Annotated in this window: 22 protein-coding genes; 9 read left to right on the plus strand and 13 right to left on the minus strand. The window is 40.9% G+C overall.

Annotation, left to right across the window (positions count from 1 at the left end; all coding sequences use genetic code 11):
• Positions 1-97 precede the first annotated feature (97 nt).
• Both F8S12_RS39170 and F8S12_RS39175 read right to left on the minus strand, forming a co-directional pair.
• A complete protein-coding gene (locus F8S12_RS39170; protein WP_196521678.1) occupies positions 98-730 on the minus strand; it encodes a hypothetical protein in 633 nt (210 codons plus the stop codon).
• A 353-nt stretch (positions 731-1,083) separates the two neighbouring features.
• Positions 1,084-1,410: a YbjQ family protein gene (locus F8S12_RS39175; RefSeq protein WP_196521679.1), complete on the minus strand. Its 327-nt coding sequence runs from the start codon at positions 1,408-1,410 to the stop codon at positions 1,084-1,086.
• Between the two features lie 908 nt (positions 1,411-2,318).
• On the opposite strand from F8S12_RS39175, the gene F8S12_RS39180 reads away from it, so the two are divergent.
• Positions 2,319-2,999, plus strand: a complete 681-nt coding sequence (locus F8S12_RS39180) for a tetratricopeptide repeat protein (RefSeq protein ID WP_196521680.1) — start codon at positions 2,319-2,321, stop codon at positions 2,997-2,999.
• A gap of 2 nt (positions 3,000-3,001) precedes the next feature.
• On the opposite strand, the gene F8S12_RS39185 is transcribed toward F8S12_RS39180, so the two are convergent.
• The gene (locus F8S12_RS39185) at positions 3,002-3,904 is read right to left on the minus strand and encodes an ABC transporter ATP-binding protein (RefSeq protein ID WP_196521681.1); all 903 of its coding nucleotides are present in this window, start codon (positions 3,902-3,904) and stop codon (positions 3,002-3,004) included.
• A gap of 24 nt (positions 3,905-3,928) precedes the next feature.
• Between F8S12_RS39185 and F8S12_RS39190 the strand changes: the two genes are divergently transcribed.
• From F8S12_RS39190 to F8S12_RS39205, 4 genes are all read left to right on the plus strand, one after another.
• A complete protein-coding gene (locus F8S12_RS39190) occupies positions 3,929-4,102 on the plus strand; it encodes a hypothetical protein (protein ID WP_196521682.1) in 174 nt (57 codons plus the stop codon).
• A gap of 20 nt (positions 4,103-4,122) precedes the next feature.
• Positions 4,123-4,869 (plus strand): hypothetical protein, encoded by a 747-nt coding sequence (locus F8S12_RS39195; protein ID WP_196521683.1) that lies wholly within the window; start codon positions 4,123-4,125, stop codon positions 4,867-4,869.
• 9 nt (positions 4,870-4,878) lie between these two features.
• Positions 4,879-5,448, plus strand: a complete 570-nt coding sequence (locus F8S12_RS39200; protein ID WP_196521684.1) for a DUF4231 domain-containing protein — start codon at positions 4,879-4,881, stop codon at positions 5,446-5,448.
• 381 nt (positions 5,449-5,829) lie between these two features.
• On the plus strand, positions 5,830-6,951 hold the full coding sequence (locus tag F8S12_RS39205) for an exostosin domain-containing protein (protein WP_196521685.1): 1,122 nt from the start codon (positions 5,830-5,832) through the stop codon (positions 6,949-6,951).
• Positions 6,952-6,954: 3 nt separating this feature from the next.
• Here F8S12_RS39205 and F8S12_RS39210 read toward each other — a convergent pair whose 3' ends face one another.
• From F8S12_RS39210 to radC, 5 genes are all read right to left on the minus strand, one after another.
• Positions 6,955-8,634 carry a patatin-like phospholipase family protein gene (locus F8S12_RS39210; protein WP_196521686.1) on the minus strand — a complete coding sequence of 560 codons (1,680 nt, stop codon included), beginning with the start codon at positions 8,632-8,634 and terminating at the stop codon, positions 6,955-6,957.
• Between the two features lie 160 nt (positions 8,635-8,794).
• Positions 8,795-10,747 carry a GMC family oxidoreductase gene (locus F8S12_RS39215; RefSeq protein WP_196521687.1) on the minus strand — a complete coding sequence of 651 codons (1,953 nt, stop codon included), beginning with the start codon at positions 10,745-10,747 and terminating at the stop codon, positions 8,795-8,797.
• Between the two features lie 179 nt (positions 10,748-10,926).
• The gene (locus F8S12_RS39220) at positions 10,927-11,838 is read right to left on the minus strand and encodes a hypothetical protein (protein WP_196521688.1); all 912 of its coding nucleotides are present in this window, start codon (positions 11,836-11,838) and stop codon (positions 10,927-10,929) included.
• A 170-nt stretch (positions 11,839-12,008) separates the two neighbouring features.
• On the minus strand, positions 12,009-13,772 hold the full coding sequence (locus F8S12_RS39225) for a peroxidase family protein (RefSeq protein WP_196521689.1): 1,764 nt from the start codon (positions 13,770-13,772) through the stop codon (positions 12,009-12,011).
• 844 nt (positions 13,773-14,616) lie between these two features.
• Positions 14,617-15,348: a RadC family protein gene (gene radC, locus F8S12_RS39230; protein WP_196521690.1), complete on the minus strand. Its 732-nt coding sequence runs from the start codon at positions 15,346-15,348 to the stop codon at positions 14,617-14,619.
• A gap of 357 nt (positions 15,349-15,705) precedes the next feature.
• On the opposite strand from radC, the gene F8S12_RS41430 reads away from it, so the two are divergent.
• On the plus strand, positions 15,706-16,458 hold the full coding sequence (locus F8S12_RS41430; RefSeq protein ID WP_230968584.1) for a hypothetical protein: 753 nt from the start codon (positions 15,706-15,708) through the stop codon (positions 16,456-16,458).
• Positions 16,459-16,626: 168 nt separating this feature from the next.
• Here the strand turns inward: F8S12_RS41430 and F8S12_RS39240 are convergent, their stop codons facing one another.
• From F8S12_RS39240 to F8S12_RS39250, 3 genes are all read right to left on the minus strand, one after another.
• Positions 16,627-17,565 carry a phosphoribulokinase gene (locus F8S12_RS39240; RefSeq protein WP_196521700.1) on the minus strand — a complete coding sequence of 313 codons (939 nt, stop codon included), beginning with the start codon at positions 17,563-17,565 and terminating at the stop codon, positions 16,627-16,629.
• Between the two features lie 412 nt (positions 17,566-17,977).
• Positions 17,978-18,397, minus strand: coding sequence for a CoA-binding protein (locus F8S12_RS39245; RefSeq protein ID WP_196521691.1), 420 nt, complete (start codon positions 18,395-18,397; stop codon positions 17,978-17,980).
• Positions 18,398-18,543: 146 nt separating this feature from the next.
• Positions 18,544-18,690 carry a hypothetical protein gene (locus tag F8S12_RS39250; RefSeq protein ID WP_196521692.1) on the minus strand — a complete coding sequence of 49 codons (147 nt, stop codon included), beginning with the start codon at positions 18,688-18,690 and terminating at the stop codon, positions 18,544-18,546.
• 35 nt (positions 18,691-18,725) lie between these two features.
• Here F8S12_RS39250 and F8S12_RS39255 point away from each other — a divergent pair, with 35 nt between their 5' ends.
• On the plus strand, positions 18,726-19,388 hold the full coding sequence (locus F8S12_RS39255; RefSeq protein ID WP_196521693.1) for a class I SAM-dependent methyltransferase: 663 nt from the start codon (positions 18,726-18,728) through the stop codon (positions 19,386-19,388).
• A gap of 65 nt (positions 19,389-19,453) precedes the next feature.
• Here F8S12_RS39255 and F8S12_RS39260 read toward each other — a convergent pair whose 3' ends face one another.
• Positions 19,454-20,509, minus strand: a complete 1,056-nt coding sequence (locus tag F8S12_RS39260; RefSeq protein WP_196521694.1) for an SGNH/GDSL hydrolase family protein — start codon at positions 20,507-20,509, stop codon at positions 19,454-19,456.
• A 478-nt stretch (positions 20,510-20,987) separates the two neighbouring features.
• On the opposite strand from F8S12_RS39260, the gene F8S12_RS39265 reads away from it, so the two are divergent.
• A complete protein-coding gene (locus F8S12_RS39265) occupies positions 20,988-22,607 on the plus strand; it encodes a serine/threonine-protein kinase (RefSeq protein ID WP_196521695.1) in 1,620 nt (539 codons plus the stop codon).
• A gap of 218 nt (positions 22,608-22,825) precedes the next feature.
• On the opposite strand, the gene F8S12_RS39270 is transcribed toward F8S12_RS39265, so the two are convergent.
• Complete coding sequence (locus F8S12_RS39270) at positions 22,826-23,680, minus strand: nitrate ABC transporter ATP-binding protein (protein WP_196521696.1); 855 nt, start codon at positions 23,678-23,680, stop codon at positions 22,826-22,828.
• 163 nt (positions 23,681-23,843) lie between these two features.
• Between F8S12_RS39270 and F8S12_RS39275 the strand changes: the two genes are divergently transcribed.
• Positions 23,844-24,086: a hypothetical protein gene (locus F8S12_RS39275; RefSeq protein WP_196521697.1), complete on the plus strand. Its 243-nt coding sequence runs from the start codon at positions 23,844-23,846 to the stop codon at positions 24,084-24,086.
• The last annotated feature ends 146 nt before the right edge of the window (positions 24,087-24,232 follow it).

Raw genomic sequence — 24,232 nt, forward strand, 5'->3', positions numbered from 1 at the left:
ACTTGGAGAAAGCCATGCAGTATTAATTAAAAAACAGAAAGCACTTTTGGAAAAGTGCTTTAAAATTTACTATATTTGCTTTGTCCAACAATTTTTTTTAAGAATTGTAATTGTTAGCGCGAGGACTACGAGCTCCGGTTACGGCTCCAATCATTGAGGCTATTAAACCCAATAAAGAACCAAACACAAACCACCATAATCCCGAACGGACATTTCCCGCAATCTCACGAGCTTGTTGAGCGCTTACGTTTGTTTGTGGTACATTAACACCACCTTGCTGTTGTACTTGGTTTATGACTTCCCCAGCGTTGGAAGCAGCGACACCAAAAGCACCTGATACTCCATTTGCCAATAGCCACGAACTAACCGCCAAAGTTGTAGCCCAAAGAATTGCGCCGTTGAGAAGTGCTGTATTGCGATTCATTGGCCCACAAGCACGAGCTGCAACCCAACCACCAGTAAATAGGGAAATTAACAAAGCAATAGTTGACCAAAGTCCCGCATTACCCGCAGTGTCAGGGGCAATTGATCTCGGTGCACCTGAACCTTCAACTGCGCCTGCGGCAACCGCACCAATTATAGCGCTCAAAATTAATTGAGTGGCTAAAGAAACCAACAAACCAGAAATAATAGGACCCCAGCGAACAAGATCATGATATTCTGCCACTCGACCTACTACCGCAGGCTGAGTAGAAATAACGTCATCATTTGCCCGATTTGCGTATGACATAGCTTATGTTCTCCGAACTTGTTTCAGCAAAGTTGCTGCTTAAGGTATATTCATGTTTATGCTTAAAATTAAATAACTAAATCATCTACTTTTATATCTATCAATAGAAAGAGTTAACAACTATATCTTTAGTGACAAAGAATATATTAATTAATCCAGTTTTAATCTTATTAAATAGTTTCTTATGTTATGTTTTACATAATTTTCTATACTTTCTTTACAAAATCATTCAATTATAAAGTTATTAACTGCTAAAACAAGCTACCTTTAATTTTGGAAAAGATTAGACTTAATACAAATTTTATAACCCTGATCAAAAAACACTAAAAAAGTAATTGGCAGCTAATGAAAGATTAACGCATCCTGACAGCTGTGCCTGTAGCAGTAATCAGCAATAGAACTCCTGACTGGTCAATATTGATTGTGCCAGTATCAATTTCAATGCCGATTACAGCATTTGCTCCTAAACGTTGTGCCCGTTGTTCTAATTCTTCTAGAGCCTTGCGTTGACCCTGCTCAAACAGACGCTCATAGCTAGCAGTGCGTCCACCGATAATATCTCGAATGCCAGCCATAAAATCCCGCAAGAAATTGCTGCCATAGACTATTTCTGCTGTCACAATGCCTAAATACGATTCAATAACGGCTCCTTGAATCACATCAGTGGTAGTTATAATCATAAATTAGCCTCCTAGATAGGATATGGGTTGATATTTTTTATTAAAGTATTTAGCAATTGTAAGTTTGATTACAGAATGCAGAATTAGCCTGTGTTGTACATGGTTTTGATAAACATCCTCTCACACAATTTTAGACTGCGATCGCCCCCAATTACTTTTCACTTGTAGTTTTATCCTGAGAGGATGTTTTAAAAGTCCTATTATAGGTATCAAAACGTTCTATATCCTCCTAAATCCCCCGATAAATTGGGGAACTTTGATTCCGGTTCCCCCCTTTTTAAGGGGAGCCACTGCGGTCTTGGGGTCTCCCCAAGTGGAGCAAGTGGCGTGGGTTAGGGGGGATCAACAAGTGCCTAAAATCACAGCAAAACACTTTTCAAACATCCTCTGAACAGTGACCAGGATTTAAAGGAACATTTTGCTGTTTGAGTTGATCTTATCGTGTAATGACCAAAAAAGGATATAGACAACCGATAAAGGCAGAGTAACTTATCAAAGGGTAGTATAAGGAACAAAAAATGTGAGCAAATCGGATACATAATCAATAAATTGTTAACTTAAATAATCAACATGATTGAATATTCAATTATTTCTATAATATATATCTGGCTGATCTAATATTAAGTGAGATGCCTATTGTATTTTTCCAAGAGACTCGTATAAATACGGACAAAAAAAGTTTAATGTTGGCGTTCTACCAATTTATATGTAGGGTAACTACATCTGAACATTCATACCTGACACTTGATTGTTCAGTAAAAACTCTATGATGAAATACTAACTTTTAGACGAAAGAGTGAATAAACTTTTAACATCTTAATGAATCCGAATAAATACAGTTTTCAAAAGTCCATATTTTTGTTTTAATGTACTAGAAAAAAGTCGTCTAAAATTTCAGGAATTTTACTGTGTACAAACCAACATCATTCGTGTTTAGTGTGGTGTTACTAGGATGTTTTGCCTTCACCATACCTTCAGTGGCTCAGGCTCAGGTATTAGTAGCACAAGCCAAAAACCCAGAGTTAAAGCAACTACTAGAAGAAGGACGAAGATTAGTTGATGCTGGCGATTATGGTGGTGCGATCGCTGTTTATCAGCAAGCAGCTAGGCTAGATCCCAAGAATGCTAAAATTTATTCAGGTATTGGCTACTTATACGCTCAACAACAAAATTATCGGGCAGCATTAACTGCTTATCGTCGGGCGATCGCAATCAACCCTAATAATAGTGATTTTTACTACGCTGTAGGTTACATCAAAGCGAACTTGGGAGATACCGCAGGCGCCAAGGAAGGTTATCGTCGTGCCATACAGTTGAACCGTAACAACGTTAATGCCTATTTAGGATTAGCTGTCACGCAGTCTCGGATGGGAGACTATACTGCCGCTACCTGGGCATACGGGCGAGCAATCAGCTTAGATAAAAACAATGCCCAGACTTATGAATTGATGGGTTCGATGTATAAACAGCGACGACAAGCTAAACAAGCGAACAGCCTACTTCAGAAAGCCCGTGATTTGTACAGACGGCGCAATGACTCGGCTGGCGTGGACAGGGTAGAAGCCATGCTGCGACAATTAGGAGGATGAAGTTAATCTAACTGGCGTCCCGTTAATTCCACAAAAATATCTTCTAAGTTAGAGGGACGCACCATCATTCCGGTTTTATCGGGCTGTTCATTCAAGTAGACGTTTGCTGCGTCCAGAGAGGGGAAAAACAGATATTCCCAATTACGGGCGCTATCGCTCCCCACTTGGGACACATCCAATTGCTTCATCACCAAACCTTCACCATGAAGAGAACGCAGTTGTTGTAAGGTTCCCAAAGAAATCAGCTTACCGCTATCCATAATACCGATGCGTCCTGGCTTATTAGAGCCGAAAGCATCGCACAAAAATTCGACCTCATCCATATAATGGGTTGTTAGTAGCATCGTCATCCCCTGCTTATTCAAATCCCGAATAATTTCCCAGAGGCGTCGCCTGGTTTGGGGGTCTAGTCCTACCGTTGGTTCATCCAAAAACAAAATTTGCGGTTGATGCAATAAAGCTCTGGCTATCTGTAAGCGTCGTTTCATACCTCCAGACAGGGTTTTTACCAAATCATCACGTTTTTCTGCTAGCTCAACATACTCTAGCCATTGATTAATCTGTTTTTGTCTTTGCGGGTTGCTAATGTGATGTAGCCTCCCGTGGAGTTCCATATTTTCCCAGACACTTAAATCGTTATCCACACTGATTTGCTGCAATACTACGCCAATACTTTGTTTTGCTAGCATTGCTTGGCTCACCACATCATATCCACTTACTTCTATTCGTCCTTGGGACGGTTTCGTTAGTGTAGTCAGCATCCGAATGGTGGTAGATTTACCCGCACCATTGGGGCCAAGTAGAGCAAATATTTCTCCCGCTTCAATTTTGAATGACAGGTCATTTACTACAGGTACGTTGTTGTAAAACTTGTAGACGTTTTCTAGGAAGACAGCAGCAGTCATGGATAAATTTGCTCACACCATTTCATGATCAACACTACCATTGCGATCGCATCAAGGGTTAAAGCTAGAGCAACTATTACGTATTACCAACTCTTGTCTATCAAAAACTTGACAACCACGGATAACACATTTTATTTTACTGTGCGTAATACAACCCTTGCCGAAGGTGACTGCGAAGCTCTACCCTGGAAAACTTAGACACTCAGTATTTTTGACAAATGAAAAATTGTTTGAAACTTACCTTTAACACCGGGGAAATTGCATTAGCTATTCGAGTTGAGCAGCAAGCAGAATTGCCAAATGATCTTGAGCAAATAGAGCTTGGTGATTCACGTCCGGTTTTAGTAGTGGTGGGAGGTGCAAATAACATCAGTGAAACTGACTTTCTCCGCATCCAACGGTTGTTTGTGGAAGTTTTAGCCCCCATCGCCGAAAATTTGGGAGCTTACGTTGTGGATGGGGGTACAGATGCGGGAATTATGCGATTCATGGGTGCGGCTCGTACCCAAATAGGTGCTAAGTTTGCTTTGATTGGTGTAGCACCCGAAACCAAGGTGGCTTTACCTAATCATTCAAAAACTGCTACTGATTTGACACCGTTAGAGCCGAACCATACTCATTTTGTGCTGGTTCCTGGTAGTGATTGGGGCGATGAGTCCCCTTGGATATCTGATATTGCAACGGTGCTATCTTGTGGCGCACCTTCGGTAACTGTACTTTTGAATGGTGGTGAAATTACCTTTAAAGATGCGTTTTATAGCGTTAATCATGGCAGGTTAGTTGTGGTGATTGCTGGTAGTGGTAGAACCGCAGATATACTTGCAGCTGCTTTGGATGGACAAGCTACCGATGAGCGAGCCAAAGAGTTAGCTAAATCTGGTAAATTACAATATATCGACTTAATCGACGTAGAGGAGGGAGTTAAGGATTTAAGCGAAATAATTAAGAATTTGCTTTCTAACTAGGAGTGAATAATGGCAAAAAAAGATAGTTATCAGAAATTTTTAAAGGAAGATTTTAATAAGTTATTTGAAGGTATAAAGTTAGGCGATGTGCAAAAACATTTTTTGCGATCGCGTTGGTTAGAGCAAGTACTTTGGATGGAAGGTAAAGCGAATTTATCGCGCGATCGCCATTATGCTTTGCGAATAACAACTATTATTGGTGGTGTAATTCTCCCAGCTTTGGTAAGTTTAAGCATTAGTAATACTAACTTTAAAAATAAGGAACCTATTATTTGGTCAACCTTTCTTCTAAGTCAAGTAGTTGCTATTAGTGCAGCCATTGAAGAGTTTTTTCATTATGGAGAACGCTGGCGACACTATCGCCGTACAGTTGAATCTTTGAAAACCCAAGGGTGGCAATTTTCGCAGTTGACAGGCCCTTATCGTAATTATATAAGTCATGAACAGGCATTTAACCTTTTCGCAGGTCAGATAGAAGATATTATTCAGCGAGATGTAGAAATTTATGCCACTCAAGTTGTGCAAGAAAAGAAAGAAGAACAGCAGAATCAGGAAGAATACAAAGATAAGCAATCCTGAAGATCAGAAAGAGGAAGATTAAAATCGGTTAAATCATATCATTCCGAAACATACAATAGTTAAGGGTTTTATAAACCATGTAGAGACCTTACACGTAATGTCTCTACATGGTTTCGGCATTAGCAAAGCCTTTCTTAGAGAAGTCATCAGCCTAAATAAACCTCCTTTTCCTGAGGTCGATGCCGGGCCAAGCTTGCTTTAAGAGTTGCTGACTCCCCAACGCACTGTTCACGGCTTGGCGTTTAAGTTTAATAATTAATAAGTGTGTATTAGTAAAACTTTAGTATAAAATAGAACGAGAATAAAGATTTGAAATTGAGCATCTTTATTGTATAATTACCTTTAATCATTGAACTAAATAGTCAAACTCAAATTAAAATTATGAAATTAAATATCTATTCTGATAAGAATTATCTTCCTAATGGAATAGAAACAGTTCCAATGCTTTATCCCTTTTGGACAGAATTTATTCCTAGTGAAAAATACCCTTGGAATAGACTATATGGCAATTATATAGAGGTCAGTAATTCCCTTTTTCAAATGACTTCGTTAGAGGAAGCTGACTTAGCAATCATGCCTATAAACTGGAGAATGATCAGAGGAGAAAGTTGGAGAAGTAAAGTTAATAAACAAGCACAAGATATAGCTATGCAATTTGCCGAAAAAGTAGCTAATAGCGGCAAAGAACTAGCTATTTTTTTTTCAGGCGATTGTTGTGCCGAAAAAGTTCCTGTCAATAATGCAACAATAATCCGGACTGCCGTATATCGCTCCCAAAGCAGGCAAAAGGATATTATTATGCCTTCTTTTGTGGAAGATTATGTTAAAGAATATTTGGGGGGTGAAATTTCTATCAGGCAGAAATCTGCTAAACCTGTTATTGGATTTTGTGGTTTAGCAAATCCAGATTCATGGGATATAAAGCTGAAAGAATTTATATATCACGGGTTGATGTTAGCGAAATCATTAGAGCTTGGAGTTTCGCCTTACAAGGGAAAAATTCTGCGTAGTAAGGCTCTGAAAATATTTACAGAAAGCCCATCTTTAGTAAATACAAATTTCATTATTACAAAAGGTTCAGAGTCAGTATATCTAAATACACAAAACCCAGAGATAAGACAGAAGACTCGTGCTGAATATGTAAAAAATCTAGTTGAGAGCGACTACCTTTTATGTTGTCGTGGTTCTGCAAACTATTCAATTCGACTATATGAAATCCTCAGTTGTGGTCGCATTCCGATTTTTATTAATACAGACTGCGTTTTACCTTTCGATTTCATAATTGACTGGAAAAAGTATTGCATTTGGATAGAGGAGAAGGAAATACCATATATTGCAGAGAAAGTGGCTGAATTTCATAGCAATATCTCAGACCAAGAATTTATAGATTTGCAGCATGAGTGCAGAAATCTCTGGAAAAAATGGCTCTCTGCCGAGGGATTTTATACTAATCTTCATCTTCATTTTCAGGAAAATAGGACTAGTACCGCTACTCAAATCTGATTCCTACAGCTGGCCATACTTCTCCAAGTTGTCCTTAATTATATCTCGGATATTTTTGGCTAAACTTCCACGCTTTAGAAACCAAAGAGAATTTAGAACAGTACGGATAATAGGGTCATTTATAGATTGATTAATCAGACGAGGAACAATAGCTTGCACTCGTTCCTGGATTTGTTTTTCGAGAGATTTAAAGTTTTCTTTTTGATATTTTGGCCAATTGGGTAGGTTAATTTCTTTTGTTGCCGAACCAAAAAGAGGAATAATTGGCAGAAAGATATCTTGGTCTCCCTCTTTTTCAACCTGCAATTGTGGATTTGTTTTGAGTGCTTTCGACCATGAGTTGAATAGTGGATTAGAAGCTGATAAGACAAAATACTTTTTTAAAAATCTCTGGCAATTGCGACGGCCAAGTATATAGTCGTGATGACGAAAATCCTGAGATAGGAAACCACCAAAGGCATTGAGGCTACCACAGGCTAAAGGTTTTCTACCTTGCTCATCGCTTCGTTCAGGGGCAATCAAAAAGCGACTGTAAACATCTTCATCCAGAGCGAGAATTAACTCATCAGCTTTGAACCTATTTTGATTAATAAAACTTTGGAATATTCGTGATACTAAGTTGAATAACGTACTCTTTGGATTAACTGCATCCACATCATTGGGAAATGGATCTATTAAGATAGTTGCTCGGTTCGCTTGCTGTGCATCTCGTGGATTGCGCTGCTGATTACGTCGCAGCGCCAAGCGAACGAGTTCTATGGGTTCGTTGCTAATTATCCCGCCATCCACCGTCATAAACTGATAGGAACCCGGAGTAACTAAATCTTTGTCAGGACAAATAGAGCGATACTCTGAACATGTACCCGTTGCCATTGGGTTACGAACGGGTATTTCCCACTTTCGCTTTTCGTATTCGTCAATACTAGTTCGCTCAAGTTGGCGAGGAGGAAATCCGATTGGGAAGGCACTACTGGCTAAGGCTGAATTAATCAGTGTTTTCCAGTTATTAATGTTACTTTTATCTGGAGTCAGAGCGATCGCACCTTCAACTTGATCACTATTTTCTCCTATGGCAAAATGCATGAAATCGGCATGTTGAACCATAGTATGTCCTTTGGGGCCGGGGTTGCCTCCTTGAGCCTTAATCAAATAAGGAACGCCACGCAGATTGGTAACACACAAGTAAACCTCAAATGGATCAACAATGTAAGGCCGTTTTTTCCCTGTAGGTTTTAGCTTGAGAACATCTTTACCAAGATCATCAAGAATAGTGGAATCAAGAAATGACAAAACTGGGGCTTTCGGATTATCTAAATCTTGAGTCTTTAAAAGTTGAGAAATATCTATTCTTTGTACCCAACTTTCATAAAGTTTATTTTTCACCGGCTTGTTTAACGGATTATCAATTACAGGGATAATGTCGCTATACAATGAGGTTGCCGTAATAGCTGCAACAATAGCACCTGCTGATGCCCCAGACATCGCCTTAATAAAAACATCATGAGGTGGAATCTCCCATTGTGAAAAATCATCACCATACTGCTCTTGCTGCTTTGCTTTTTGCTCATACCATTGATCTAAAGCTTCAAAAATAAAGTCAATTACACCAGAAGTGTATGCACCAGCTGAGACAGCGCCAGCCATGACTAAACCAATCTCAAACTGTGGTAATTTTCCTTCCATATCTAAATTCCTTATTGTGCTTCAGTAATGTGAATTTAGTAGCTAGGTGTCAATCAATTCAAGTTTGTAGTAAGGACTTTAGTCCTAATAATCTTTGTTTTGAGCGATGAATCGCTCACTACGAACTAGGATTTTATTTTAATGTTTAATTATGCCATGCCTACGATGCTTGAGATGGTTTGGTTGCAGCGTGTTGCAGAATAACATCACTTGCTTTTTCACTAATCATATATATGGATGTCACAATAAAGAATCCAGGAATAAAAGGAAACACAGATGCATCTACCACGCGCAAATTCTGTGTTCCGTATACTCGGAAGTCACTATCTAGGACTGCCATTCTGTCTTCTTTGCGTCCAATTTTACAAGTACCGCAAGCATGATGTCCCCAAGCTTCATCTTTGACAAACTGCTTAATTTCATCTCGCTCATCTATACTTTTTGCAGGTAGCAACTCCGCTTTTGTGAACAATTTAGTACGTTCTGTCAATCGTCTCACAAATTCTACTCCCTCGACGACAGATAGCAAGTCTTCTTGGTTAACATCATTGCCTTCATCAAAGTAGTGGAAATTGATTTCTGGAACATCCCGAGGATCAGTTGTTCTGAGTGTTACCGAACCGGCTGTATTGTTGGTATGAGCCTTAAGTACAGCCCATGTAAAAAGGTTTTTACTCTTGCCAATATCTTCAGAGTATTTGAGAAAATAACCTTTGAAGTAGGCTGGTAGACCAAAAATAAATAAGTCAGGTTCTTTTCTCTCATTATGCGATTTCTTGATAATGCCTAATACGGCTCCATTAGTTACGTATACACCTGATTTTGAACGATTCCATTCTAATAAACAAGAATCGGTGATCTTCTGTCCGGGTTGCGGTTCTATGAATGTACAATTATTAAGAATGGGAAAGTTTTCAGTCATTTCATTGACTACACCCACTTCGTAACGATCTTGTAAATTCGTACCAACTCCTGGAAGATCCACGTGGACTTCTATTCCTAAATTGGATAGTTCTTCTTTCGGCCCAATTCCAGATAGCTTGAGTAATTGGGGAGTGTTGAAAGCACCTCCAGACAGGATGACTTCTCTATTTACAAAAACTGTGCGTCTATGCTCTGAATTGTTGTCTATCTTATCTGCTCTAGGATCGGCACGATATATGTGTTTACCCTCAAGATACTCAACACCGATCGCAGTGTTATTTTCATCAAACAAAACCTTAGTTACTAATGCGTGAATTTTCACAATCAGTTTACCCTGGTACTTGCGTTCAGTTTCCCGAATATATTCTCTTGTACCGGTGCGTTTTCCATCTTTGATAGCGATTGGAACGGAAAAGACACCTTCACCACTCACTTTGGTAATTCTCCAATCATTCGGATCTAAAAGTGTGTCTAAGAACTCCAGAGGATCTTTTTGGCGTAGTTTGAGAAAAGCTAAGATGTTAGCTAAGAAACTCTTAAAAACTACCTTAATAACCTGGGGTAGACTTTTACCCTGTTCAGCTAAAGCTTGAATAGCAGATTTAACAATAATTTTTAGGAGCTGGCGATCGCGCACAACTAACTTAGGATCTGCTAAATTGGTTGTTAGCCAGCCATCAAAGCCGTGGCGAGAAGAATTATCATTAGGATTAACGGGGCGATCGAGATAATTGCAACGCTCCAGCTTTTCAAAATACTTCCGCATATTATCGCTATTCCAGGAAGCATCTCCTGTAATTTCCGCAATTTTGTCCCAATCACTATTGTGAGGATACACCGTAATCATTGCATTATGAGCAGTGCATCCTCCCAACGTCCCGGCTCGCGGATACAAAATACCCTTATGCTCTGAACTAAACTTAGAATCACGCCGTTGCTGCTCCTCATTGGAGTAGTGTTTAACAAAAAAATCCCACCTGAGATCATCATCTTCTGTAGCCCGTGCATGAAACGCAGGTACTGAATAAGTGTAGCGTTCTCTATCTTTGTTATTTTCATCGCGTAACGGATCACCGCCCGCTTCTAACAGTAAAACTTTATAGCCTGCTTTGGCTAAATTAGCAGCTACCGGGCCTCCTCCCGCGCCTGAACCAACAACAATATAGTCGTACTCAGTTTCTTTATTCATAATAAAAGTTCAAACGCGTAAAGACTTGGATATCTCGCTACCTCTTTTTTCAACTCTTTCTCTGCGCCTCTGCGCCTCTGCGTGAGGTAAATATTTACTTTATTCAAGAGACTTTATAAGTTGCACCCACAACAAAAAATGAAAATCTCTCTTGCAATGCCCCATACCCAATATTTTATCTAACTATTCCGAAACCGTTGATGTCTAAAAAATAGCTGACTATCACCATAAAATGATGATACAAATTCTGACGTGGTTTCAATGTGTCCAATGATCTGAGCTTTTTGACGATTATCACTTTTATCTGTAACTTCTTCAGGACTAACGCCATAGACAGAATATAAAGATGTTCCGGCTGGTATTGTAGCTAGATCATTTCTAAAGTCGTGTGGTGGGCTTTCAGGAAAATGGATATTTGAATTAGGAACAAGAAATACTTGGGCGGGATAATAAGCTTTACTTTCTTTTTGCCCTTGTTGATCAATCTCTCCCAAATCCTCTAAATAAAGTTTTGTCGGATATTTGGTAACTCGACTGAAGATTAAGTTAGTGACAAGAGGGCCTAAGCTCTTAGCGATGGGAACGATATTTGATAATTCATTAGCGAAGAAATTATAGTTTTTATCTTGCCCAACTAAAGATACTAAAGCAGAGAAATTCCCTGAAGGTTTTTCATCCACAAATAGCTTGATGGCCAGACCTGGAGCAAATCCGCGATCGCTTGGATCTCCGGTTACAGATAATCGCAAAAGTCCGTAGTCTGCCCCCTTAAATAAACCTGAAAATGAAGTATTACTTTTAGGAATAAATTTAATTTTAGCAACACTTCCGTGGGCATGAATTGCTTTTTTCCAATTAGTAGGTGCTTCGTCTAATTGCCGATCCATCTTAGTTTTTAGAGCAGTCAAAAATAAACTGACAATATCAATTTTTTTCAGGGGAGGAAGTTGATCATATTTAGACTTTAAAATTCTAGAGTTCCACAAAAAATCTTGTTTTTGAGGAGCTTTCCAGGACTGATAATCTTCAGGCAAAGAACCTAAATCTTCAGCATTATGCCAAAATTTCCGAATTTCTTCTAAATGTTCCATGATATTCTTCCTTTGCATATATCAAGAAGTCAGGAGTTAGAATAAATAGACCTGTTGCATAAATATTTTTTGTCTCACGCAAAGGCGCAAAGGCGCAAAGAAGAGCGTGAAAATAACAAGTTTTGCAAGAAGTCTAATGTTGTACTACTAGCTCCTGACTTCTTAGCTTTTTAACTTACTTTTCTCCAAGGTGCGAAGCCGTTACTGACGCCAAAGAAAGCAGGTGCCAGTTCGGGATGATGACGACGCAGGATTGTTAAGAAGGTGTTGTCGTCAATCCAATCCAATCCAAATTGAGTGTAAATTTCAGCAGTGTAGTCTTTTGTAAAGAAGCGATCGCTTTTCAGTCTTCGAGATGCCATCAGGATAAATACACGAAAAGCAGTATCACTAAAACCAAAACCTTCTGGAAGATCCTCTGCAAATAAACCCACCATTAAATCTACGCTGTTAATGTCGTTGTTATAGACTTCGCGTAGTTCCTTAGCCCATTGTTTATTACTGGTAATCTCTTCAAAAGAATTGACTTTACCGCGACCTAATAACTCACGAAAACGGTTATAGCGAGGAACGCCTCGTTCTCTATCCCGCAAAATATCAACAGCAGCCAAATCAAATGCTGGCGAGTCGTCTCCCAAAAGCTCTCCCGTCAGTTGTCGCAAAAAGCGGGGATAATTATGCAATCTGACGGCTCCAGGGTAAGAAGTTCCAAAAGAATAAAACAAATCTTTCATGGAAATTTCTTCTAAAATTCCACGAGTATTCTTACCAGCCACATCAGGAAATTGTTTTTTATGTAATAATTTGCCGTTACTAACTGCATGGAACTCGAATTCATCTGGAATCAGAGGATGCATCCGATATACAGATACGAATTCTTGAGTGAGGTAATAGGGAGCAGTATGGTGATCGGTTGGTGAGCCAACAATTCCACTTAACAGTTCGCTCTCGCCAAGACGACCCCAACGCTTTTTAAAATCCTCTCCGAGTAATCCCCACCAGTTGGAATTCAAGGCGATGTCTGTAACAGGATGTGGAAGGATTGCAGGAGTCCATTCAACAGTATGAATTTTAGCTGTCAAAGCTGCATTAATCAGTCGAGCGTGGTCGAAGAGTTCGTCATCTGTCCACTGAGGATATATTTTCTTTAAGTGGTCGCAGATCACATTATGTTCTTTGACAAATAGGGTATGCAACATACTTAATCCTACCCACCAAGCACCGGCAAAACCCACTTTATCAATACCATTTTCTGGGTGAACTGGTAATAAACCGTCTTCACCAATGATCAATTTCCCATCGACATGAGAGCGCAATTTGTCAATGGTTTCTTGATTACTGCCATAAATTTGTGAGGCATCCCACCAGTGAGTAACTTCATTAATAAAACTGGGAGGGTTTTTAGTATCTCCAGTACGGGTTGTGTCTTCTAAGGTTTTGTTGACCGGCATAGCTCCGTGTTCTGACAACCACGGATCATCCTGCTCTACAGGAATCTCAAATTTGTTGTTGCGCTGATTACCGCCATGACTGAACCAATCATGTGTCTGAAATTGAATCCATGAGGCAGCAAGCAGATTTAAGATTGTGGCAGGTTGAAATTCAGATCGTGCCAAGAAAACTCGGCTGATAGTGCGGGGATTTGGGGTGAGGATGTTTTTTTCATCAAATTTGGCATCTTGCAGTGGCACATTGCGCCCAAGCCGAGTTCCAGCCATACCCATTTCTGGATGCTCAAGGTCATTGTAGCTTCCATCTGCGGTGCGAACCTTCAAATGACGACCATCCGCGCTCGGAACGGGTTTAGGCAACTGGTCGCTATTCGGTAGTTGCGACGTATCGTGGAGGTTGTCTTTTCGGAGCTTTCCACGGAACTGAACTAATTTTAAAAGTCCAAGGGGAGTTGGCAGCTTATGCCACGGAATTCCACACATTGATTAATCTCCTGGCAAATTATTTAAAATTTTGTCCAAGCTAGATATCAAGGTTATTTTATGCTAAAAATTTCCTTGAGTTTGTTTAGACCAAAGTAACAGAATAATTGGAGGTTAGCTATATTTTGAAGAGTCAATTTATCAAGTAAATTTTAAATTCGTAGAAGACATTAACGCTGTGCGATCGCCAGCAATTAATGGTGTGTTAAGGCATAAGAAATTGTGAATTACTCAAGGAATTATACCTAACACAACGGCAGTTATTAGCGGCAGAACTTACTATACATTTTGCCTCTCATCGCCGGAATTTAATATTTACTTTATAAATCACCTCTAATCAGATGAATGATCGTGATAAATTTAGACCAAAATTACAAGCAGCAGCAATTCTGCGCCTGAGTTACATCCTGAACATAAATTATGCCCACTAATGTAGTTAATTGAATGATGCAATATAATTCTTATTTTATAACCAAATTTTAGGAACAAAGCATCTTATGGTTAGATATTTTGTAAATGATTATTAAGTAACAAATTGAGATTTTTTAAGCAATTCCAATAGCAGATTAATTATGATGGCATAAATAATCAATTCGCTTATTTCAATTAACAAATCGTAATTATTACCTAATGATCCACGAATTTAACTATGTAAGCGTGCTAAATAATCCAGTATTTCGATAATACTTGAAAATTATTTTCATTAAAGTAAATTACATTCTATACTTGATTCATCAAAGCTCAACACGGTTCAATTAAGGGTTATTGATGTAAATAATTGGTCTTTGAAGATGTGATAAATTGCGTTTCTAGATGAGGGCTTTTTGCATTACTTTTCACTGATTTAATCTTCCTGTGGATGCTCATCCCATAAGGTTGTTAGTTCCCGTAAACTTTGATGATTGCCATTGCCCAAAATCAGATGATCTAGCACCGGAATACCTAAAAGCTGCGCCCCTGCTAACAACTGGCGCGTCAATTCTATATCTTCTTGGCTAGGTTCAAGGTTTCCAGAAGGATGGTTGTGAGCAACAATTACCCGCGTTGCTCCTTGGCGAATAATTTCTCGAAAAATTTCACGGGGAGAGGCTAGGGTTTCAGTTGCGGTACCAATGGTAATTACTTGCGTACCCAGTAAGCGATTTTTAACATCTAATAGCAACACTGCAAAACGTTCTTGTGTCTGCCACATCAAATCTTGACTGAGGGTAGCAGCAGCAGCAAGTGGGCTATCAATTAATGTGCCGTCATTAGGGCGAGATTGAAAAGCGCGTTTCCCCAATTCAATTGCTGCTAAGATACTTGTCGCCTTCGCTGGGCCAACACCAGGAATTTGCATCAACTCGGCGGGGGTAACTTCTCGCAGAACTGCCAAAGGATCGCGTTGGTGTTTGCCTAATTCGCTTAAGATATATTGTCCTAAACCTACAGCAGAAAGTTTCCCCGGCCCTTGACCGGTGCCTAAAAGAATTGCAATTAACTCGGCTGTGGCTAAAATTTTGGCACCATGCGTCATTAGTCGTTCACGCGGACGCTCATTTGTCGGTAAGTCGGCAATTCTGAGGCAATAAGTCATAGGAAACTAAGAGAATAGTCACTAAAGATGTAACTATATTTAGTTATCCCTTGTTTGCTCTCAAAATCATCTTTATTTGAGAAATTCTTTAATCTTTTGGAAGTCCCCTATGGGCTGCATATCTTGCCTTTACATTAATCATAGTATAAAAGTACTAGACCGCATTTTTGCAATATGGTATTACTTGTATCTAAGATAAATAGCATTTTCACTGTAAAAAACGCAATATGCAATTATTTAGGCCAAGTACTAGGTTAAAAATATAATTGAGCGTAAGATTTCGGTGAGATGGTACTTCAAGGTTATCTATTTGTGTTTAGTATCCAATAAGATGCAGATATTTGTTTAAGGAACTTAATGACAATGAAGCCTGAAATTATCACTGCCATCATGGCTGCGATTGTTGCAGTCATTAGCGCCATCATCAGCATTTACGGGCAAACTCGTGTAGCACAACTTGCCGATCGACTCGCCAAGCAACGTGAAACTGAATCGCGTGAAGCTAAGACTATTGCCCTGATGTCGAAGTATCGAGATCCACTGTTACGAGCAGCAATTGATCTTCAAAGTCGTCTGTTTAATATTTGTCAAAGAAGATTTCTGCAACACTTTTATCACCGCTCGCTATCTGAGCAAAATTATACGATTCAGAACACACTGTACGTCATTGCAGAGTATTTTGGATGGGTCGAGATTTTGCGGCGAGAAATCCAGTTTTTGGATCTGGGCGATCTTGAAATGAATCGCCGCCTAAGCGAACTTTTCGTAAATATCACTCAGGCATTTGGAACAGATAGCCTTGAACCTACTTTTCGCCTTTTTAATGGTGAACAGCGTGCTATTGGGGAAATTATGCTAAAGTCTCGATCCAAAGATGAATCAAGTAGATATGAGTGTATTGGTTATGCTACATTCGTAAAAAAAATGAGCGATCCAGAGTTCGCCAGATGGTTTATAAAACTGAAAGACGACATTGAAATAATGGCGAATAAATCGAAGACTGATGAACAACGAATCATTGCTATTCATAGTAAGTTGATTGACTTAATCGATTTTCTCGATCCTAATTATGTTCATATCGCACCAAAGCACAGAACCAGAATTCAGTAGGTTGCGTCAATGAAATCTCTATACAAAAACTTTTATCAGCCCAACACTGCACGAAATGACTGGTTCAAGCATTGGGCTGTGTTTTAAAATAAGCTGCGAGGTAGCGATGTCTGATGACAAGCCGCTTCGGGTCTACGCAAACCCGTTAAACTCCTTTATCTTCACTGATTATTGATACATTTGCGTTGCTTTCAGCATGTGGTAGGTAATTATTAACTGAGTGAGAGCGAGGGGATAACTTTGGATTGTTTCCCCAGTTGTACCAGCAATTCTACCCAGTTCGGGATTACTTTCGCGATCGCAAATATTTCTTAAATGAGGCATATCGGAACAAATAATATGCTCTAGCTTATTCACCTGTTCTAAGGTGGCATGACCATCAACTTCTAAAACATCTACCGGTTTACCCATATCTCTATCTAGTCCCAGGCGGATTGCTGAGTCAGAATTACCATAGCTAGAGTTGACAATCTCGGTAAAATCTGGATGGGGAATTGTCGGACGAAGTATCAGTTGGACATTCAGGTGTCCATTCGTTTCATCTTCTTCGTCAGTAGGGGGGTAGAAACTGATAACTATATCAGACCATTGCCGTTGCGGACGGATAAACTGTGCTGAGTCTGGTTCGCGCTTTTCTAGTTCGGCCAATACCTGTTCAGGAGTGTAGCCCCGCTTCTGGGTATCCCGCTTGACTTTCCAATTAGCGCGTAATGTTTCCGGGGGTGCAAGGTAAACTTTAACGTCGTAGGATTCTCGTGCAGCACGAGTAGAATAACCGAGTAATCCCTCAATAATCACAAATTTATTGGGCTTGATATAGTCCGGTGCCTCGAATGTGCCGGTTTTATGGCTATAAACTGGTTTGAGAATTGGCTGTCCTGTGCGTAGCAGCGAGAGGTGTTGCTGCATAATATCTAAATAGTTGCAGTCTGGGTGGAGAGCAGTGATGCCCATTTCTGCACGTTGTTGGCGATCATAACGGTGGTAATCATCTGTACAAATGATTGTGACATTTTCTGGGCCCAGTACCTGAGCAATCCCCCGCGTTAATGTTGTTTTACCAGCAGCGCTGTCGCCTACAATGCCAAGAATTATTGGACGGCTCATCATACCTCCCAGAATAAAAGTTAAGTTTAGTAATAAAATTTCCCTACAATAGTTTTAATTTTAGAAGGGTTTAGGCAAGTAACTCAAGCAAAGACTTGGTATGCAATATCTCTACACATAAAATGTTTGTGCGTAGATGCAAAGCGGCTTGCACTTGGTCAAGCTACGCGTTGGCGGAGCCTCTCGTAGAGAAGGCATCGCGTAGCTTGCACAATATATTACAATCCACATCACTTTTAAAGTCATCTGGATGCAAAATTAGACATTCTCTGTTTAATCCAATACTGTTCAATTAAGATCCCCCCGCCTCCGGCGACCCCCTTAAAAAGGGGGTACAAAGAGATATTGCCCCCCTTTTTAAGGGGGGTTGGGGGGATCTCCGAACACTACACTGACCCAAGCGTATTGCTATTTAACCTACTCTCAGCCGCAGATACTCAATTTTGATACAGGCATCCATCATCACGTTCACTCCTGCATCTAAAGCTTTTTGTGCTGATGGTTGATGCCAAATACCCAATTGCGTCCATACAGTTTTGGCGTTGATGAAAATTGCTTCATCTACAATCTCTGGTAAATACTCACAACGGCGAAATATGTTAACCACATCCACGGGTTCTGGTAATTCTTGGAGTGCAGCATAGCTAGGTTGACCGTTAATTTCTTTAACTAGTGGATTAACTGGATAAACTGTGTAGCCGACTTGCCGCAAGAATTGGGCGATTTGATAGCTGGTGCGTTGTGGTTTATCAGAATGACCTACAACAGCGATGGTTTTGGCTTCGGTCAACACCTTGCACAAGGCGTTATCATCTTGTTTAAGGTTTGGCATTATTTAAATATCCTCAGCGATCGCTTTGCTTATCATTAAAACTTACGCAAAATTAGACGCTGTAGGGGCAATTCATAAATTGCCCCTACCTAAAAATCATGGTTTCAGCTATTGTCTGCGTAACTCCTGATCATATCGAGTTGCATTTAAAGATAATTTTGACACGTTAAAAAATCGTTGGCAAACATCAAAGGTTTATCCACAAACATCAAAGGTTTATCCACAAACATCAAAGGTTTATCCACAAACATCAAAGGTTTATCCACAAACATCAAAGGTTTATCCACAAACATCAAAAGTTTATCTCTTAATTCCCAGCCCCAAGCTTATGACAACTCAAACACTAGGACTCGAACAAAACCTCTATGACTATTTACTGTCAATCTCTTTGCGGGAGGCAGAAATTTTAACCCAACTGAGGAAGGAAACAGCCCAGCACCCAATAGGGAGGATGCAGATTGCTCCCGAACAGGGGCAGTTTCTAGCGTTACTGGTGCAGTTGTTAGGAGCTAAGAAAACTTTGGAAGTTGGGGTATTTACAGGCTATAGTTCCTTAGTGGTGGCATTGGCGTTACCGAGTGATGGGAAGGTAGTAGCCTGTGATGTTAATGAAGAGTTTACAACGATCGCCCGGCGCTATTGGCAGCAAGCAGGAGTGGCGGATAAAATTCATCTGCACATTGCCCCAGCTTTGGAGACTTTGGATCGATTACTGGCAACAGGAGAGGCGGAAACTTTTGATTTTGCCTTCATCGATGCAGATAAGAGCAATTATGATGGCTATTATGAGCGATCGCTTCAACTAGTGCGTCCGGGGGGACTGATTGCGATCGATAATGTCCTCTGGTCAGGCAGAGTTGCTGACCCTCAAGTGCAGGATAATAGGACTAAAAGGATTCGTGCCTTTAATCAAAAGCTGCATCAAGACCAGCGAGTTAATCTTAGCTTGATTGCGATCGCAGATGGCTTGACTCTGGCATTGAAGAATTGATGTCATTAAATCCCCATCTAAATCTTCCCATTATGTTTTACTGGCTCCGATGGCGATCGCAACGCTCAATTCTGGCGCTGAGTAAGCCTGTATTCTATCTGCTGTAGTGCCGAGCGCCACACCTCATATCCCTCTTGAGACAGGTGCAAGCCATCTGTGGTTAACTCTGGGCGCAAATTGCCTTCCATATCCGTAAACCAGCTATAGATATTTAGATAATTAGCACCTTCTTGCTTGGCAATCAAGGTTAATTGTGTGTTGATGTGACGAATGCGGCTATTGGAAAGTTTTGGTAGGCGAGTAGGCAAAATTGATTGGACAATGATTTGAGCTTGTGGATGAGTCTGCCGTAATCGGCGGACAATTCGGCGATAATTACGCCAAATTGCTTGATCACTAGCGCCTTTTCGTAAGTCGTTAATCCCAGCCATAACATAAATCACATTTGGCCGCGTTGCCGAAAAGGCCCCCAATCTTTTTAAAACGCCACTGGATGTATCTCCAGATATGCCTTGATTCAGCCACAATTTACCAGTAGGCAGTTTTTCTCTAGGAAACCACATGCTCAAAGAATCACCAACTAAGATACTTAGATTATTTGTACCTTGACCCTGAGCGATCGCTCTAGCTTCTAAAGCTAGTAAACTTTTCCAATCGTCATAAGTTAGTTGACGTTTCTTAATCGACTCCCACAATGATTGCCAATTATCACTATCTGCGCGTGTATAAATTTGACCTGTTTTCAGAGCCGCCAATCTTTGGTAGTAAAGTTGATTGCCAGATGTCAGTGAGAGACCAACTGCTTGGGCGCTAGCGTTGAGTAACGACTCTGTTGGGGCTGGTAAACTCTGGCTGCTGAATTCTGGTACGCTAGAAACGTTTGGCTCATCTACTGTTGGCTGCGAACTTTTTAGGGGTTGCAACGCTTGGCCGCTGAATTCTGGTAAGGAGAGATCAACACTGGGGATAATTTTTCTACTTACTATTGTCTGCGAACCCTGTTTTAAATCCCACAGGAATCTAGAATTTTCTGGCAGGACAATCGACAGATGTGGAAGAGCCGATGCTGGTATTGCCAATCCTGTTAACAAGCCTGCTGCCAACAGATAAGGATCCTTCATCGCTTAGTCTCTCCTCTACTCACTGCTTTTCCCTATGACAGCATTAGTTGCCTGTATTCAGGAAAATTGTACTTCGGTTAAGTTATTATTCTTATTTATACCGTGTAGTTCTGTAAAGCGTATTCACGAGATTATATTTGACAATTTACAATTTCTTTAAAGTACGGTTTTATCGATCGCATCGATTTGTAGATGGGATTACATCACCTCTGCTTTATTAAATGCAACTTCATAGAGAATTGGTATAAGTATATTTGCTTCAGGATTTCTTTGCTCCCGCGTTATCCTATGAAAAAGATAAAACTGTTGCGATCGCAGTGAGGTTTTTCCCGCTTAGGCAATTCCAACAACTAAATCATCCCGTAAAATAGACAGGCGAGAACCCTGCTTTAGAATAAAATATTGGAAAATCTTTTGGAAATCCCTCAAGACGCAGAACTCGCTACTTAATCTGCTCACTCAGGACTCAGGACTCTTTATGTTAGCAGGCACAATTTTGCAGGATGGAAAATATACCCTAATTCGAGAAATAGGGCGGGGTGGCTTTGGCATTACCTTTAAAGCTACCCATCACTACTTGAATCAGGAGGTGGTGATGAAAACCATCAATGAACGGCTGCAACAACATCCTGATTTTGCCAAGTTCGAGCGCCAATTCCAAGATGAGGCTAGACGATTAGCTACGTGTATCCACCCAAATATAGTCAGAGTCAGTGACTTTTTTGTTGAAGCTGGACTGCCTTATATGGTCATGGAATACATTCCTGGCGAAACCTTGGGAGACGCATTTGTATTACCAGGGATATCTTTACCAGAAGCCACAGCAATTCATTACATCCGGCAAATTGGGGCAGCCTTGCAGATAGTACACAACAACGGTTTGCTGCACCGAGATGTCAAACCAGATAATATTATTCAACGCCTTGGAACGCACGAAGTAGTACTAATTGATTTTGGCATTGCCAGAGAATTTAATGGCGGTGTGAGGCAGACTCACACGGGTCTAGTTTCTGAGGGTTATTCCCCAATTGAGCAGTATCTAACCCAAGCATCGCGCACACCTGCCACAGATGTTTATGGTTTAGCAGCAACCTTGTATGCACTGTTGACAGCCCAAGTTCCCATGCCAGCATTATTGCGCGATCGCGAGCAAATGCCGTCCCCCCGCGAACTGCAACCACACTTGAGTGCGGCTGTCAATCAGGCGGTAATGCGCGGTATGGCGGTGGAGTCTCGTTTTCGGCCAGCGACAGTTGCCGAGTGGCTGCAATTGTTACCTGGAAATGGGGTGAATATGACACCACAATTACCCACTTATGCAGTGCCAACTGTCAATTTATCTGCCCAGCAAGCAGCAACTTTGCTAGGTAAAACTGCCCAAAATCGGATTCATAGACCATCAGCGATCGCGCAGCCCAACCCAGGCAATGCTAAGAAGACTGTACTGGCTAAAAACCTGGGGTTATCTAAAATATTTATTGGAATAGGTGTAGCCTTGGTTGCTGCTACAGCAGGCTTTGGAATCACGAGTATGTTACCAAAATCTCAGCAGCAGCCAACCGCAAAGCCGCTTTTTGAACAACCAACTCAAGAACCTGCCGCGAAAGTCCCTAACTTGGATAGTACATCTTCAGCTCCGCGTGAAGAGACTAATACTACCTCAAGAACCGAATCAGCACCCGTCTCTAATTCTAGGCAGCGCAGGCGCAAGCGTCGTTCTTCCCAAGAAGAATCTTCCAGCAGCAGCCCTAAAAAAGAATCGCAACGCGGCAATTCTGAACAATCGGCACCTTTGCCTAGCGTTTCTCCCACACCCTCGCTAGTAGAGAAGCTACGAGCGATCCGGTCATCTCGTAATGCTTCTCCTACACCATTGCCACAAAATAACTCACCCGCTTCTAGCCAAGATTCTGCGTCTCCTCAACCTGTGAGTCCATCAAATTCTGTGGTTATACCAGCAGCGCCACCAACAGAATCTAAACAGTCAGATCCTGCGGCTGTAGTAGTACCAACACAGGAAACGCAAAATTCACCTACTGATAGTCAACCCCAGAATGTTCAGAAGTTCGAGGAGAAGTTACAAGATAACAATAATTAGTCTCACCCCTCTGCAAACCTCTCCCCGTTTCGGAGCTACGGTGTACACACAAGTCCTAAAAACCAACTTGATAAGGCTTTCCTCGTTCCCAGGCTGCCGCCTGGGAATGCATTCATTGAGTCTCTGGCTCAATGAGCATGGGAACGAGAGAATCTAGCTTTTTTCGACTTGTGTCTACACCGTAGCGCTTCGGAGAGAGGCTTAAAAAGCTTACTTAGCTAACCAACATCATCGTGGGCAAAGCGGTTAAAGAGGAAATCCAGCGCGTAGTTACGCAGTTGGTAGTATTTTGGATCTTCCATGATGCGGGCGCGATCGCGTGGGCGAGAAAAGGGAATTTCCATAACTTCGCCAATTTTGGCGTGGGGGCCATTAGTCATCATCACCAATTTGTCTGCTAAAAATAGCGCTTCATCGATGTCGTGGCTAATCATCAACACTGTGCAGCGGTTCTCATTCCAAATTTTCAGCAGTTCTTCCTGTAACTCTTCTTTGGTAATGGCATCCAACGCCCCAAAAGGTTCATCTAAAATTAAGACTTTAGGACGAATCGCCAAAGCACGGGCGATAGAAACTCGCTGTTTCATACCGCCGGACATTTGAGTTGGTTTCTTATCCATAGCGTCAGCTAGTCCCACCATTGCTAGATGATCTCTGACGATCGCTCTTTTTTGTGCCTCTGGTTTATTAGAGTAAACGGCGTTAACGGCTAAGTAAATATTTTCAAACGCAGTGCGCCAAGGTAGCAGGGCATAGTTTTGGAAAACCACCATTCTGTCTGGGCCTGGCTCAGTGATGGGCTGCCCTTCTAATAACACTTGCCCGGAAGTGGGAAAGTTAAAACCCGATACCATATTTAGCAGCGTTGATTTGCCACAGCCAGAGTGACCAATAACACAGATAAACTCGCCTCGTTCTACGTTGAGGTTAACACCATCAAGGACAGTGAAAGGGCCTTTCTTTGTTGGGTAGACTTTGGTAACTTCTTTAATTTCTAGAAAAGGTTGGCGGCTAGTTGTATCTGTTAACGGTTCTCTAGCTATGCTGGTAACACTCGAACGATGGTTTTGCATAATGATTTGTGAATTAAAAAAGTAAATGTTGAATTAAAGAAGCATTCAGTAGGGGTGTTCGCTTTTAGCGTTCCCGTAGGGTACGGTTGTTTGCCCATACAGGAGTCAGAATCTACTAGCGACGGAGCTAAAAGACTCATTAACGGAGTTCAAAGACTCATTAATGGAGTTCAAAGCCTCATTAATGGAGTTCAAAGCCTCATTAATGGAGCTAAAAGACTCATTAATGGAGTTCAAAGACTCATTAATGGAGTTCAAAGCCTCATTAATGGAGCTAAAAGACTCATTAATGGAGTTCAAAGACTCATTAATGGAGTTCAGAGACTCATTTGTGAGTATTGAAGACAGAACTTATGCAAAATTAGAAAAAACGAACCGCTGGGAGGCTCCGCCTCCTCTTTCTTGACGCTACGGTGTACACACAAGTTATCGAATCACTACCAGTTCTCGAATTACCCCACCCTAACCCTCCCCTTGCAAAGGGGAGGGAACAAGATTTTCCGGTTTCCCCCCTTTACAAGGGGGGATTAAGGGGGGTAATTAGACTTGTGT

It is taken from the genome of Nostoc sp. WHI (genome assembly GCF_015714725.1).
GTDB lineage: Bacteria > Cyanobacteriota > Cyanobacteriia > Cyanobacteriales > Nostocaceae > Nostoc.

Coding starts and splice junctions, on each gene's coding strand:
- F8S12_RS39170 (WP_196521678.1), bottom strand. CDS start 730: ATGTCATACGCAAATCGGGCAAATGATGACGTTATTTCTACTCAGCCT.
- F8S12_RS39175 (WP_196521679.1), bottom strand. CDS start 1,410: ATGATTATAACTACCACTGATGTGATTCAAGGAGCCGTTATTGAATCG.
- F8S12_RS39185 (WP_196521681.1), bottom strand. CDS start 3,904: ATGACTGCTGCTGTCTTCCTAGAAAACGTCTACAAGTTTTACAACAAC.
- F8S12_RS39190 (WP_196521682.1), top strand. CDS start 3,929: ATGATCAACACTACCATTGCGATCGCATCAAGGGTTAAAGCTAGAGCA.
- F8S12_RS39195 (WP_196521683.1), top strand. CDS start 4,123: ATGAAAAATTGTTTGAAACTTACCTTTAACACCGGGGAAATTGCATTA.
- F8S12_RS39200 (WP_196521684.1), top strand. CDS start 4,879: ATGGCAAAAAAAGATAGTTATCAGAAATTTTTAAAGGAAGATTTTAAT.
- F8S12_RS39205 (WP_196521685.1), top strand. CDS start 5,830: ATGAAATTAAATATCTATTCTGATAAGAATTATCTTCCTAATGGAATA.
- F8S12_RS39210 (WP_196521686.1), bottom strand. CDS start 8,634: ATGGAAGGAAAATTACCACAGTTTGAGATTGGTTTAGTCATGGCTGGC.
- F8S12_RS39215 (WP_196521687.1), bottom strand. CDS start 10,747: ATGAATAAAGAAACTGAGTACGACTATATTGTTGTTGGTTCAGGCGCG.
- F8S12_RS39220 (WP_196521688.1), bottom strand. CDS start 11,838: ATGGAACATTTAGAAGAAATTCGGAAATTTTGGCATAATGCTGAAGAT.
- F8S12_RS39225 (WP_196521689.1), bottom strand. CDS start 13,772: ATGTGTGGAATTCCGTGGCATAAGCTGCCAACTCCCCTTGGACTTTTA.
- radC (WP_196521690.1), bottom strand. CDS start 15,348: ATGACTTATTGCCTCAGAATTGCCGACTTACCGACAAATGAGCGTCCG.
- F8S12_RS41430 (WP_230968584.1), top strand. CDS start 15,706: ATGACAATGAAGCCTGAAATTATCACTGCCATCATGGCTGCGATTGTT.
- F8S12_RS39240 (WP_196521700.1), bottom strand. CDS start 17,565: ATGAGCCGTCCAATAATTCTTGGCATTGTAGGCGACAGCGCTGCTGGT.
- F8S12_RS39245 (WP_196521691.1), bottom strand. CDS start 18,397: ATGCCAAACCTTAAACAAGATGATAACGCCTTGTGCAAGGTGTTGACC.
- F8S12_RS39250 (WP_196521692.1), bottom strand. CDS start 18,690: ATGTTTGTGGATAAACCTTTGATGTTTGTGGATAAACCTTTGATGTTT.
- F8S12_RS39255 (WP_196521693.1), top strand. CDS start 18,726: ATGACAACTCAAACACTAGGACTCGAACAAAACCTCTATGACTATTTA.
- F8S12_RS39260 (WP_196521694.1), bottom strand. CDS start 20,509: ATGAAGGATCCTTATCTGTTGGCAGCAGGCTTGTTAACAGGATTGGCA.
- F8S12_RS39265 (WP_196521695.1), top strand. CDS start 20,988: ATGTTAGCAGGCACAATTTTGCAGGATGGAAAATATACCCTAATTCGA.
- F8S12_RS39270 (WP_196521696.1), bottom strand. CDS start 23,680: ATGCAAAACCATCGTTCGAGTGTTACCAGCATAGCTAGAGAACCGTTA.
- F8S12_RS39275 (WP_196521697.1), top strand. CDS start 23,844: ATGGAGTTCAAAGCCTCATTAATGGAGTTCAAAGCCTCATTAATGGAG.